Origin of the sequence: Cloacibacterium sp. (genome assembly GCF_047601505.1) — a bacterium.
Lineage (GTDB): Bacteria > Bacteroidota > Bacteroidia > Flavobacteriales > Weeksellaceae > Cloacibacterium.
Genome location: NZ_JASGJD010000001.1, coordinates 3,006,945 through 3,021,257, shown reverse-complemented (window position 1 = coordinate 3,021,257; position 14,313 = coordinate 3,006,945). Strand labels below are relative to the sequence as shown.

11 protein-coding genes and 1 pseudogene are annotated in these 14,313 nt (G+C 31.6%); 11 read left to right on the top strand and 1 reads right to left on the bottom strand.

Translation table 11 applies throughout. From position 1 onward, the window contains the following. Positions 1-110: 110 nt before the first annotated feature. From QM746_RS13715 to QM746_RS13700, 4 genes are all read left to right on the top strand, one after another. Positions 111-254, top strand: coding sequence for a hypothetical protein (locus QM746_RS13715; RefSeq protein ID WP_414984743.1), 144 nt, complete (start codon positions 111-113; stop codon positions 252-254). A 188-nt stretch (positions 255-442) separates the two neighbouring features. Beyond that, positions 443-1,186 (top strand): DUF6577 family protein, encoded by a 744-nt coding sequence (locus QM746_RS13710; RefSeq protein ID WP_414985158.1) that lies wholly within the window; start codon positions 443-445, stop codon positions 1,184-1,186. 27 nt (positions 1,187-1,213) lie between these two features. Then, a complete protein-coding gene (locus tag QM746_RS13705; RefSeq protein ID WP_414984742.1) occupies positions 1,214-2,302 on the top strand; it encodes a nucleotidyl transferase AbiEii/AbiGii toxin family protein in 1,089 nt (362 codons plus the stop codon). A 161-nt stretch (positions 2,303-2,463) separates the two neighbouring features. Further along, positions 2,464-3,129: an alpha/beta hydrolase gene (locus QM746_RS13700; protein WP_414984741.1), complete on the top strand. Its 666-nt coding sequence runs from the start codon at positions 2,464-2,466 to the stop codon at positions 3,127-3,129. 243 nt (positions 3,130-3,372) lie between these two features. Here QM746_RS13700 and QM746_RS13695 read toward each other — a convergent pair whose 3' ends face one another. Beyond that, complete coding sequence (locus QM746_RS13695; protein WP_414984740.1) at positions 3,373-4,074, bottom strand: universal stress protein; 702 nt, start codon at positions 4,072-4,074, stop codon at positions 3,373-3,375. A 273-nt stretch (positions 4,075-4,347) separates the two neighbouring features. Between QM746_RS13695 and QM746_RS13690 the strand changes: the two genes are divergently transcribed. The 7 genes and pseudogenes from QM746_RS13690 (at position 4,348) to QM746_RS13660 (ending at position 14,143) form a co-directional block, all read left to right on the top strand. Beyond that, complete coding sequence (locus tag QM746_RS13690) at positions 4,348-5,433, top strand: sensor histidine kinase (RefSeq protein WP_414984739.1); 1,086 nt, start codon at positions 4,348-4,350, stop codon at positions 5,431-5,433. Continuing rightward, positions 5,430-6,194 carry a LytR/AlgR family response regulator transcription factor gene (locus QM746_RS13685; protein WP_414984738.1) on the top strand — a complete coding sequence of 255 codons (765 nt, stop codon included), beginning with the start codon at positions 5,430-5,432 and terminating at the stop codon, positions 6,192-6,194. The genes QM746_RS13690 and QM746_RS13685 overlap by 4 nt, the downstream gene beginning before the upstream one ends. Before the next feature lie 19 nt (positions 6,195-6,213). Next, the gene (locus QM746_RS13680; RefSeq protein ID WP_414984737.1) at positions 6,214-6,546 is read left to right on the top strand and encodes a DMT family transporter; all 333 of its coding nucleotides are present in this window, start codon (positions 6,214-6,216) and stop codon (positions 6,544-6,546) included. A gap of 515 nt (positions 6,547-7,061) precedes the next feature. After that, positions 7,062-8,005, top strand: a pseudogene (locus tag QM746_RS13675) (IS982 family transposase). A 432-nt stretch (positions 8,006-8,437) separates the two neighbouring features. After that, the gene (locus tag QM746_RS13670) at positions 8,438-9,544 is read left to right on the top strand and encodes an efflux RND transporter periplasmic adaptor subunit (RefSeq protein WP_414984736.1); all 1,107 of its coding nucleotides are present in this window, start codon (positions 8,438-8,440) and stop codon (positions 9,542-9,544) included. A gap of 34 nt (positions 9,545-9,578) precedes the next feature. Continuing rightward, positions 9,579-12,725, top strand: coding sequence for an efflux RND transporter permease subunit (locus tag QM746_RS13665; protein ID WP_414984735.1), 3,147 nt, complete (start codon positions 9,579-9,581; stop codon positions 12,723-12,725). Beyond that, positions 12,725-14,143, top strand: coding sequence for a TolC family protein (locus QM746_RS13660; RefSeq protein ID WP_414984734.1), 1,419 nt, complete (start codon positions 12,725-12,727; stop codon positions 14,141-14,143). The genes QM746_RS13665 and QM746_RS13660 overlap by 1 nt, the downstream gene beginning before the upstream one ends. The last annotated feature ends 170 nt before the right edge of the window (positions 14,144-14,313 follow it).

The window sequence follows — 14,313 nt, the reverse complement described above, 5'->3', positions numbered from 1 at the left end:
GGAAACCTTATATGCAGTATAAAACTTCAAATATATTTACATCATGGTAAAACAAATATTTTTATTAGTTTCATTAAGCGCTGTGCTTTTTTCTTGTTGCTAATATGGAAATGAATGTAGATAAAAAGTATCTAGATAAGTGTTTGGAACTTGCAGAACTTGCAAGAGCAGAAGGAGAAAGTCCTGTTGGATCATTAGGAGTGATCAACGATGAAGTTGTAGGTGAGTTCTGTTATAATCAATTCATGTTCTAATTCTATGTCAATATTCCGCTCAAAATATTGGTAATATGCCTGTCTTGTTACACCAAACAATCGGCATACCATTTAATTTTGCCCCAACGCACCCAAGCCCACTCACTACTCTAAATTCTAAATATTGGCAATTAACACACATTGCTGCCAATTCATAGATTTTTTTTATCTTTGCTTAAAATTTTTAAATCATCGCAACGGATAAACTAAATAGAAACAAACTAAAAAGCCATTTCAAGAACAAATCTGTTTTTGAAACTAAGGATATTATTGCCTTTTACGAACAAATTGACGGCAACATAAAACCAACAACCATAAATTGGAGAATTTACGATTTGGTTCAAAATGGTATTTTACAACGAATCGGTAGAGGGAAGTTTACTATAGGTGAAGAAAAAAAATATACTCCCGAAATTTCATCAACAATAAAAACTGTTTTCAAAAAACTAAAAATAGAATTTCCTTATTCAAACATTTGTGTTTGGAACACGTCTGTTCTTAATGAATTTATGCAACACCAACCCAACCATTTTTTCATATTGGTAGAAACAGACAAAGAAACAACCAATTCCGTTTTTTACTTTTTGAGAGAAATTAAAAAGTCGGTTTTTATTGAGCCTACTAACGATATTTTAGAAAAATACAACTTAAACGAAAGAGAAACATTCATCATCAAACCAATTATTTCAGAAGCCCCAACACAAAATATAAATGGAATAGAAACGGTAACCATAGAAAAAATGTTAGTGGATATTTTTTGCGATGACGTTATTTTTTCGGCTCAACAAGGTGGAGAAATGCGAACTATTTTTAAAAATGCTTTTGAAAAATATACAATAAAACAAAGTAAAATGCTTCGCTATGCAGATAGACGTAGAAAGAAAGAAGAATTAAATCAATTTATAAAAACAATTTCAAATTTTTGGCAATAATATAAATACAGTGCCAAAATATAGATTATGATAAACCAAAGTGAACTATCAGCCGAATGGCTTAATAAAATATCAAAACAACACCGAAATGCGGATAAAATTCTTGTTGAAAAAGTTATCCGAGCATTGCTATTATTGGAAGGTTTAGCAGAGAAAAATTTACCATTTATTTTTAAAGGAGGAACAGCTTTGATGCTTCACTTCAATTCAGCAAAGCGTTTATCTATCGACATTGATATTATTCTATCGAATGAAATTGAAAATTTGGAAAGCATTTTAGACGCTATTGCAGAAGAACAAGGTTTTTTGAGAAAAGAATTACAACACCGAAGCACAAACTCAAAAATCAAAAAAGAACATTATAAATTTTTTTACACACCTTTACACAAAACAAAAAAGGACGAAGAATATGTTTTGTTGGACATTCTTTTTGAAGACGTAAATTACGTCAATATAATTTCTTTGCCCATCCAATCCGATTTTGTTCCTCAATCGGATAAACCGTTGCAAGTAAATGTACCAAGCTTAGAAGATATTTTAGGTGATAAACTTACCGCTTTTGCACCAAATACCACAGGTGTTCCGTACTTCAAAAAAGAGGATAGTATGAGTATGGAAATCATCAAACAACTATATGACATAGGAAATTTGTTTGATGTTGCACAAGATTTAGACATTATTAGAACTACGTTTTATCAGTTTGCAAAAACTGAAATTGCTTATAGAAATTCAGTAGAAATTACAGAAAGTGATGTGTTGGAAGATATATACCAAACCGCACTTTCTATTGTGAGCAGAGGAACTGATGGAAATGGAAACTTTGACGAACTGCAAAAGGGAATTTTACGTATAAAACCGTTTATCTTTTCAGAAGTTTATCACATTGAAAAAGCGATTGCACATGCTTCAAAGGCGGCTTATCTTTCAGCTTTGATACAGCACGATGCAAAAACGATTGAAAAATTTGAAAATCCACTTCAAATGAAAGATTGGCAAATTGACGAGCCACTGAATAGCAAGCTAAACAAACTTAAAAAATCCAATCCTGAAGCTTTTTTCTATTGGTATAAAATTTACGAACTGAAAAGCACTAAAGCGCCACGAAATAGAACATAATGTAAAAACCATATTCGAAAATTTTTCAAATGAAAATTTCTTGTTCGATTTGCTGTTGGCTTATGGCATTTCTAAAACTTCTATTACATTTGCATTTTTCCAACCGCACAAAGCCAGACAAAAAATGAAAAGAGCTACCAAGCCAAAGTTTAAGTTTTACAATGACAAATACAATATCTCAAAAACCAAGTTTACATTATTTGGTACGACAGCCTAAAGTTGCAACGCAAAAACCACCATTAATTATTTTATTACACGGCGTTGGAAGCAATGAACAGAATATGTTTTCGTTTGCAAATGCACTACCGGATAATTTTTTGGTTGTTTCTGCAAGAGGACCAGTTACTTTAAGAAAAAATAGCTATGCTTGGTTTCAAGTACAGTTTACACCTGAAAAGTCTATTATTAATGAAGAACAGGCAGAAAAATCCAGAAAAGAAATTCTGAAATTCATTGAAGATTTAAAAAAGGTTGAAGATTTTGATGAAAACCAAGTGTATTTGATGGGATTTAGCCAAGGTGGAATTATGTGTTATAGTGTTGCATTAACAGAACCCGAAAAAATAAAAGGAATCGCTGCAATGAGCGGAAGATTACTTCCTGAAGTAAAACCTTTAGTTGCAGATAATGAAAGACTAAAAAAACTAAAAATATTTGTATCTCACGGAACACACGATTCTGTCCTGAAATTTCAGTATGCTTTGGATGCTATAGATTATTTGAAATCGAAAAAATTACAGCTGGAATTTCATCAATACAGAGAAGATCATACAATAAATTCTGAAATGATTGCAGATTTTGTCAGTTGGTTGAGACAAACGGAATAGTTTCTAAATAACACATTTACTCCTTGCGATTATTTTTTATGAAAAGAACTTACAAAAAATTGTGTATAAATATTATCTGTAAAAAGAAAATTAGATTGGATAACTACAGTATATTTTTTCAAAAAGCATTAGCTAGGAATTGATAACAAAGGAATTTTATTTCCCGCTGCCATAATTGATGTTTTACTTCTATGTATAAGCGAACTCCAAAACCCATACTTATGAGGAGACATTATTAGAAGGTCAGCATTTATTAAGTTTAATTCCTCTTTCAAGGCTTTTGATGATTTCTGTATTCTGAACAGCTTTGAATTGAGCTTTAATGTCATTAACATTAAAAAGATCCTGAATATTTTTATCTGAGATCATTTTATTAAACTCATCGAGTTGTTCAGTTACATTAAATACTTCTATTTCGGATTCAAATTTTTTAACAAAATCATATATCTGATTCATTATTATGAAATTAATTTCTTCATGTAAATCATAGGCAAATAGTATTTTTTTGAACTGGATATATTCTTGGAACTTAGGTATTGCTAATACTGGAATTTTTAGTATGTGTAGTAATTTGGTAGTGGTATTCCCTAAAAGGCTTTGTTCAATATTTTTTTCAGGCATTCCTACAATTACTAAATCTATTTTATTATTTGAAATGATAGTATCTAATTCATGGTGAAAATCCCCGGTAGCTAAAATAGGTTCAATAGGAATCTTATATAATATACTTAATTCATTACATTTTTCTGTCAATTGTTTTTTCTTTTGTTCCATTTGTTCAAAAAAATAGTTGGCAGGTAGTCTTGCATTTTCAATATGCATTGAAATATTTTGTAGAGAAAAAATTGAGACATTAAGTCTTTTTTCTTTTGCCATTGATAATGCGTAATGAGTTGCATTTTCTGCCTCAATTGAGTAATCTGTACAAATCAATATATTTTTCATAAAAGAATGCGTTTAATCTGTTAGTAAAAGTATAGAAGAATATAATATCACTAATAGCTAAACTATTTCACACGTAAAAAAAGACAATTGAAACAGCTAATAGAACAATTGAAATGTAAAATAATCATTTAGTATGAAAATAATGTTACTTCATATTTGATTTTTGAAGGTTGAATTAATTTATAAGCTATTAAATAAATTTCTATTTCTATTTTTGTAAAATGACAATTAAAAAATTGAAAATACACTTTTATAGATAAAAAGAAAGAGAAAATGAAAATATATATATATGAATTTTTCACAAAAAAAAGATTGTTAATATGGATTACTTCTTTTTTTATTTTTTACTCTTTTTCATTTTTAATAAATCCTTTTGATGAATATTGGGAAACATATCAATATAAAGGTTGGATATTTATTATTAAAAATGAATTATCAGCATTAATAATTTGCATACTTATTTGCGAAGTGAGTCTTTTTATTGACCGGCTTTTGAATTCGATAATAGAGTGGAATGTAAATCCTAAAAAACGACTTTTTATTCAGATACTTTTGCAGATATTATCCAGTATTCTATTTGTCGTATTTTTTAACATAATATTTCTGAACACCTTTGAAGAACTTCTAAATACTAAACAATACAAGGAATATGCTTGGTTATCGCAATGGGTCGTCACAAACATTATTATATCTATAGTTATAAGTGCTATTAATACGGGAGATTTTTTACTTAATAATTGGAAAAAAAGCATTATGCAGATAAATCAGTATGAATTAAGGGCTTCACATTTAAAACAAGCTAAAATGGAAGCCGAGTTACAGGCTTTGAAGCTCCAAATAGATCCTCATTTTGTATTCAATAATTTGAGTGTACTTTCTGAACTGATTTTAGAAGATCAACAATTGGGTTATGAATATGCAGAAAATTTCACTAAAGTATATAGGTATCTTTTAGTTAATTCCAAAAAAGATATCATAAGCCTGGATGAAGAATTGAAATTTTTGGATTCCTATATTTTTCTAACTAAAAGAAGAATTGGAGATGGCGTAGTATTTACTATTTCCATTGAAGATAAATATAGAAATTTTTCTGTTCCACCATTAACATTACAACTTTTGGTAGAAAATGCCATAAAGCATAATCAAACCACCAAAGCAAATCCTTTATTTATCAATATTACGACTTCTTCTGCAAAAGAATTATTGGTTTCCAACACATTTTTACCATTAATTAATAAACCTGAATCATCAGGATTAGGGATGAATAATGTTTTCAATCGCTATGAATTATTGGGAGATGTAAAACCGCAGATAGAACAATCGGAAGATTGGTATACTGTAAAAATACCATTGTTATGAAACTGAATAAAATTTTAATCATAGAAGATGAGAAGCTTAATGCTGATCGGTTAAAAAGACTACTTCTAAAACTTAGACCCCATATCGAAATTTTATCTATTGAAGATTCTGTGACTTCCTCTTTAAGTTGGCTCAGAAATAATGAAAAGCCTGATCTTATTATGTTGGATGTTCGATTAGCAGATGGTTTGAGCTTTGAGATTTTTAATGAATTTAAAGTAGAATGCCCCGTTATTTTCACTACTGCCTATGATGAGTATGCCGTAAAAGCTTTTAAATACAATAGTATAGATTATTTGCTCAAGCCAATTGAAGAAGAAGAACTGGAATCAGCTCTGAAAAGATACGAAACATTTATTGAAAAAATCCCTCTTGTAAATACGGCTTTGGAAGGTTTATTAAGTTACATTCAACCGAAAGATTTTAGGAAACGTTTTTTGATACCGCATCGTGATGGTTTTAAAACTGTATTGGTAGAAGATGTTTTGTATTTTTTTACAGAATTAGGAGTTAGCAAAGCAAAATTATCCGATGGAAATATAGAAATAATTCCTCAAACTCTGGAAGAATTGGAAAAACAACTTGATACTAAATTTTTTTTTAGAGCAAACAGACAATTTATCATTCATATAGATTCTGTAAAACAGGTGCTTAATCATTTTAATGGAAAATTGAAACTAGAATTACGAAAACATCCGGAAGCAGAAGTTATTGTAAGTCGAGAAAAAGCAAGTGCTCTTAAATCTTGGATGGACTTTTAAATCAATTATTAAAAATATTATGAAAAGTTACTTATTTCTTGCATTGGCAATTTTTTTTGAAACCTTTGCCTCATCATTTTTAAAAGCAACTGAAGGTTTTACAAAACCTTTGCAAACAGTTATTTTCGTTGTAGGGATGGCACTTTCTTTTTATATGCTTACAATTGCAATAAAAACAATTCCTTTAGGGATAGCATACGCCATTTGGTCAGCGGTAGGATTGATTTTGCTCTCGTTGGTTGGATACTTTGTTTACAAACAATCATTAGATATTCCTGCAATTATAGGCATCACTTTTATTATTATAGGTGTTGTGGTAATTAATGTTTTTTCAAAATCTACTTCACATTAATTAAAATTATTTGAAAGCCTCCAAAAGAAATGATAATAATTCCCTGAAAGGTCAACAATACAAATGATGAAAAAAAATTCTATAGCGTTATAGCATACCTGCTAATGCTACTATTTACTGATTTTTATATTTGAGTATTATTTAGTCTAAGATTATAACATCCGCCAGTAATCTTTTTTTCTAGCTAGACAGGAATCGACAAAATCTGTTTTCATATGCATATAATAAGATCAATTGATTTTGGTTGCTTTTACTTTGTTATTCTTTTCTAGGAGAATAAGTCCGATAGAAGAGCTTCTATTTGCTTAAATAAAACCATATCAATTCTTTAATTTTGTTACATTACTTGTAAAGTGAATTTTAGCTAAATGTAAAAAATCCTGCTCAAGCTATATATATGGTTAAAGCTCATTAAGTATGAAATACCTATTGTGCATTTAGGAATTAAGAAAGAAAAAGATTGTCCATTTGATTAAAAAAACGTATATTTAATTGACTACCAATCAATTGTGTATATGAACAAACTCATTCAAAATTACAAATTTATTTTAAAAGAATTGACAAATACTTGTAAACATATTACTACAAACAAGCAAATTTAGACTTCCAAAAATGTCTGATTTGGAACTTGTGGCACTTAATATTACTGCAGAGTATATGTCAATTAACTCTGAATTACAGTTATTTAGATGCATTTTAGGAACTGAGCTTGAAAACAAAATTGAAAGAAGCGTCTATAATAAAAGAAAGAGAAAACTTTTACCCTACATTGAAAAAATCAGAGAGACTTTAAGTGGCAAGTTTGCAGATTTTACCGATGTATTTATTGTGGATTCAACACCAATTGAAATATGCAAAATTAGTAGAGCCAATCGCTCGGCAATCTGCGCGACAGATGAAATTAAACCTTCTTTTGGATATTGTGCTGCACAGAAGTCAAGATATTTTGGCTATAAACTTCATGCGGTTTACGACAAGAATGGAATCTTTCATTCTTTTGATTTTTCACCTGTAAACGTTCATGATGTTAATTACCTTAATGATAATAAAGAAAATTTTCAGAATTGCTTGTTAATAGGAAATAGAGGATATATTAGCAAAGAAATTCAGATGGATTTATTTAACTATTCTAAGATAAATCTTTCAGTTTCGATGCGTAAAAACCAACATGATTTTGTAAAGTTTTCAAGAATGAAATCAAAAATCAGAAAGAGGATTGAACTGCGAAGCAATCGTGAATACCATTGAAAAAAAATTAAATAATGAACAAACCAATATCTCGCAATTGTGCGGACAATTCACAATCAACACCAACTTTGCAAAAACATTTCAAGGTTTAGCAACAAGAATAGTATCGAAAATAGCTTCTTTTACGATGATTCAATACCTAAATTTCTTCGTATTCAAAAGAAGTTTGAATAAATTAAAATTAATTTGTGCTAAATGCACAACAGGTTGAAATCATAATTTAGATTTTTCACTGCTTAGGCATTTAATCATTTAATTCTAAATATTGATTATAGCTTTAGGAATCAATTCAAGCTAAATTTTTTTGTTTCTTTTATTTCTTAAAATTGTGTTTCAATTAAGCCAAATATTACTGATTTAATTGCTAAAAACATTTTCATTTTTTTGAATACTAAGTAATGTATCTTCAGATGAGCTGAAGAATGAAAGATTTTTAATCCAATAATGAAAATTTAGCTTGAAGAGTGTTTTTAACCAATGAAATGTAAAAAAATTCAGGATTGTTTTATGCTTTTATAGTTAAAAGAGTTCAATTTAAATATATCACGTTTCATCAACTAATAACTACATTTCACTTGATTTTCAAAAAAATCGGACACTTAATGAAGGTACTTTTGTCTTTAAATTAATTAATAATAGAATCATGAACATTAAAAAAAGTTGGTTCCCAATTTTGGTATTAGGTGCCATAATCTATTCCTGTAATTCAAGAGATAAACAAGATACTAATCAACAAGCAGCACTGACTGCCGATTTTATTGAATTAAAAAATGCTTCAAACGATTTCTCTTCAGGATACCCTGCTACAATAGAAGGAAAGGATAACGTTAATATAAAAGTCCAAGTTACAGGGTATTTGCAAGAGGTATACGTAAAAGAAGGTCAGTTTGTAAATAAAGGACAAATTTTGTTTAAGATAGATCCATCAGTTTACAATGAGCAAGTTAGTAATAGTGAAGCTTCACTTAAAAATGCAATAGCCAATCAAGCTTCTGCAAAAATAGAAGTAGATAATTTGAAACCATTAGTAGATGGTCAAGTAGTTTCTAATACGCAACTTAAAGCTGCACAGACAAAATATCAGGCTGCAACGGCACAGGTAGCTCAGGCAAAAGCAACATTGGGGTCTTCAAAAATTAATGCTGGCTTCACTTATATTAAAGCTCCGACTATGGGTTATATTGGCAGAATACCTAATCGCATAGGAAATCTAATCACTCCTTCTGATAGCGTTCCTCTTACCACTCTTTCCAATATAAGTACAGTTAATGTTTATTTTTCTTTGGTAGAAGCAGACTATTTAGCTTATATGAAAAATGCTAAAAATGAAGCAAATAATGTTGAATTGATTTTAGCAGATGGTTCAACATATTCATACAAGGGAAAATTAGAAGCAGCAAGTGGTCAAATTGATAAAGCTACTGGAAGTATGCCTATGAAAGTCGTTTTTCAAAATCCTGAAAAGCTTTTGAGATCTGGCGGTACCGGACGTATCGTAATCCATAAAAATCTGGAAAATATTTTAAGCATTCCCAAAACAGCGGTAAAAGATATACAAGATAAATTTTTCGTATACAAACTTATTACAGGCAATAAAGTTTCAATGGTTCCAATCAGTATCTCAGGAACTTCAAATGAAGATTATTTTGTTTCTTCTGGTTTGAAATCCGGAGATAAGATTGCTATTAATCGTTTGGATAATCTTACTGATGGAGCATCAGTAGTTTCTAAAATAGTTGTCAAAAAATAATAGAATTATAGAATAATCATTCAAAAATAAATAAATGTTAAAAAGTATAATAGACCGTCCTGTATTGGCAACCGTTATTTCCCTTTTTCTTGTGATTTTGGGAATTATCGGGCTTAACAGATTGGCGGTAACACGTTTTCCTGATATTTCTCCACCAACCATTACAGTATCAGGATCATATCCGGGTGGAAATAGTGAAACAGTCATTCGTTCTGTAGTTACACCTCTTGAGGAGCAGATTAATGGGGTCGAAGATATGCAATACATTAAATCCAGTGCTAGTAACGATGGTTCCTTTACGATTTCCATTATCTTTAAGCAAGGCGTAAATGCGGATCAAGCTGCAGTAAATGTTCAAAACAGAGTACAGCAGGCAACAGCAGTTCTTCCACAAGAAGTAGTTAGAATGGGGTTAACTACTTCCAAGCAGCAGAACAGTATGGTGATGATCTTCAATGTTTATACAAAGGATAATGATAAGTATAGTGAGACTTTTTTACAGAATTATGCAAACATCAATTTAATTCCACAAATAAAAAGGGTTAAAGGTGTAGGACAAGCACAAGTTTTTGGTCAAAAAGATTACTCCATGCGAATTTGGCTTAACCCACAGAAAATGTCTTCTTATGGATTGGTTCCTTCTGATGTTTCAAATGCTGTAAGCAGCCATAGCTTGGAATCAGCTCCTGGGAAATTAGGGCAGGAATCCAATGCTCCTTTAGAATATGTAATTCGCTATAAAGGAAAGAAAAGTAAACCTGAACAGTACGAAAATATCATCGTAAAAAATGATGGTGTTAATATCATTCGTTTAAAAGACATTGCAAGAGTAGAATTTGGAGCTATTTCGTACAGTGGAGATAACCTTTCTAACGGTAAGAATGCAGTAACCATTGCCATTATGCAAACCACAGGATCTAATGCTAATGAAATCGAAATTGGAATTAATAAAACCATAGAAAAAGCCCAAAAATACTTTCCGCCGGATATTGATATTGCAAGAGTAATGAGTACTAAGGAAAAACTTGATGCTGCAACCAGTCAGGTAAAATCGACACTTTTTGAGGCTTTTATTCTGGTAATTATTGTCGTATTGATTTTTTTACAGGATTTAAAATCAACCATTATACCGGCGATTGCAGTTCCTGTTGCAATTATAGGAACTTTCTTTTTCTTACTTATTTTTGGATTTACCATTAACCTATTAACACTATTTGCATTGGTTTTAGCTATCGGGATTGTGGTGGATGATGCAATAGTGGTTGTAGAAGCGGTACACGGTAATATGGAAGGTACAAATCTGACGGGGAAAGAAGCAACACACAAAGCTATGAATGAAATTACTGGAGCTGTGATTTCTATTACACTTGTAATGTCTGCTGTTTTTATTCCGATGGGATTTATGTCGGGTTCAGCAGGGCTATTTTACAGACAATTTGCATACACATTAGCCATTGCTATTATTATTTCTGCAGTTAATGCACTTACGCTTACTCCTGCTCTGTGTGCTCTTTTTCTAAAAAATAACCATGCTGATGGGGTTGCAAAAAAACAAAGTGGCTTTGTTGAAAAATTCACAACGGCTTTTAATGCAGGGTTTTCCAATATGACTAACCGATATGTTGGGGCAGTTCAGTTCTTAATTAAACGTAAATGGATTTCTGGAGGTATTATTATAGGGGTTCTTGGACTTGCCGGTTGGCTTATGTCCACCACATCCAGAAGTTTTGTTCCGATGGAAGATGATGGCTTTATGATGTATACACTTAGTATGCCTCCGGGAACGGGATTATCTAAGACAACAGAAGTTACAGAAAGAATTAATACTATTTTTAAAGAAGTACCAGCGATAGAAACCAATACGTCGATAACAGGATTCAATTTGTTGAGTAATAGTGCTGGACCGGCTTATTCAATGGGGTTTGTCAAATTGAAACCCCAAAAACAACGAGGTGAAATTAAGGACATAGATGCTGTTATGGGACAGATTAATCAAAAATTGTCAGTCATTAAGGAAGGGAGTATAATGACTTTCAGAATGCCTCCTGTAGACGGATACGGAGTTACCAGTGGTGCAGAATTTGTTCTACAGGATCATATGGGAAGAGACCCTCAAGTACTTAAAGCTAAGGCGGATGAGGTAATTGCTCAAATTATGCAAATGCCAGAAACTCAGATTGCTTATACGACATTCCGTGCAGACTATCCTCAGTTGGAATTGGAAGTTGATGAGGACAAAGCTGATCAGATGGGCGTGAATGTTTCAGGGTTGCTTAATACGGTTCAGACTTATTTTGCAGGGGATCAGTCACAGAACTTTTCTAGGTTCGGGAAATTTTATCGTGTAAATATCAAAGCAGATGGAGTTTTCAGAATGGACGAAAGTGCCTTCAATGATATTTTTGTGAAAAATTCTTCAGGAGAAATGATTCCCGTTAAAACTCTAATTTCTCTAAAAAAAGTTTACGGACCTGAATCTATCGGACGATACAATCTATACAACTCACTCAGTATCAATGTAACCCCCAAATCGGGAGTAAGCAACGGGGAAATGATTGGTAAATTGGAAACTATTCTCAACAAATTACCTTCTGATTATAGTTATGAATGGACAGGTTTAAGTTTGGAAGAAAAATCGTCAGGAAACCAAACGATTGGTATTTTCAGTCTTTGTTTATTATTTGTTTACCTTCTCTTATCTGCTCAGTATGAGAGTTACATTTTACCATTAGCGGTAATACTTTCGATCCCTTCGGGAATTATTGGTGCTTTTTTAGGAGTAAAAGCGATAGGATTTGATAATAATATTTATGTTCAGGTAGGACTTATAATGCTTATTGGACTACTCGCAAAAAATGCCATTTTAATTGTAGAATTTGCCTTACAGCGAAGAAAATCTGGACTGTCTATTTTAGATTCTGCTTTAGACGGTGCACGATCCAGATTACGTCCGATTATTATGACCTCTCTTGCGTTTATTGTTGGTATGATTCCACTGATGCTTTCTGGTGGCGGAATGGCTTCCGGAAACAAATCCATCAGCGTAAGTGCAGCTATGGGAATGTTGAGCGGAGTGGTTTTGGGAGTATTTATTATCCCTGTTTTATATATGTTTTTTCAATATATCGACGAAAAAATTTCCCTAAAGAAAGAGATTAAAGAAGCTAAAATTGAATCATAATGAAAATTAAAATAATATATAACGGTATCTTTTTGGGAATAATGGCAGCATTTGTTGCTTCCTGTACTGTAGGAAAAAAATATGAGCAGACTAAGCTTAATATTCCGGAACAATATCGTACTTCTAAAACAGAAGTAAAAGGTGATAGCATTTTATTGCCTTGGAAGAGTTTTTTCAAAGATCCGCAATTGGCTTCCTATATCGAAAAAGCGCTTGTAAATAATAACGATGTTGCTACCGCCATCAAGAATATGGAACAGTTGGATTTAGCTTATAAAAAAGCAAAAAGCAATATTTTACCAACCGTTGATTTCAGTGTGGGAGCAGGCAGAACGTGGTCATCTTCTAACAGCTTGAATGGATCATTAAACGAACAATTCAGTAGGAATAAATATATAGATGATTATACAGCAACATTAAAAGCATCTTGGGAAGTAGACATTTGGGGGAAGACAAAGATGCAAAAAGAGTCTGCACTTGCCGATTATTTTGCTCAAAAAGAAAATTTAAGTGCTCTTAAAACAAGAATTATTGTACAAGTTGCACAAGCCTACTATAATTTAATCAGTTTAGATGAACAAGTGAAAATTGCTGAAAAAAATATAGAACTAAGTGAAAATACACTTAAAATGATGCGCTTACAGTATACTTCAGGACAAATTAATTCATTGGCAATTCAGCAATCCGAAGCCCAGAAGAAAACGGCAGAATTACTGATTCCGCAGGCAAAACAGAATATTGCGGTTCAGGAAAACGCATTAAGTATTTTGTGTGGCGAGTTTCCTACAGCATTTGAAAGGGCTAATAGTCTGCAAAAAATGATGAGTACGGAAATTCTTTCTGAAGGGATTCCGGCAATGCTCATAAGCAGAAGACCAGATGTAAAAGCAGCAGAATATTCTGTTGTAAGTTTAAATGCTAAAACAGGTCTTGCAAAAGCTGCGATGTATCCTACATTTAGTCTAAGTCCACAGATTGGTGTTAATTCCAGCAAGTTTTCTTCTTGGTTTGATGTTCCAGGTTCTGTTACCAAAGCAATTGCAGCTAATCTTGCGAACCCAATTTTACAGAAAAGACAATTGAAAACAGCTTATGAAACGGCAATTCTCGAACAGGAAAAGGCAGTTATCAATTACAAAAAAGTGTTAATGCAGGCGGTAAGTGAGGTTTCGGATGCTATGGCAAAATCACATGGAACAACTGAAAGATTAGAATTGTTAGAAAAAAAAGGAGGATATCTTGAAAAGGGAATTAATGATGCTTTAAAACTTTATACTTATGGTAAATCTTCATATTTAGAAGTAATTACGGCACAAAATAATAAATTACAAAATGATCTCTCAACCATAAGCGTAATATTGGAAAAACTGAGTGCTGAGGTTGATCTTTATAGAGTTTTAGGTGGAGGAATCAATTAATATTATTTGATACTAAAGAACGGTGAGAGTAAGCTCATCGTTCTTTTTGAGTTACAAAATACTATTTACTGAATATTTTACATTGTGTTTTAATTTTGAATAAAAGATTTTAAGAATTGAGTGATAATAAAGAATTGATAAAAAGGAAACTATTAACTTAGCGTGAGAGT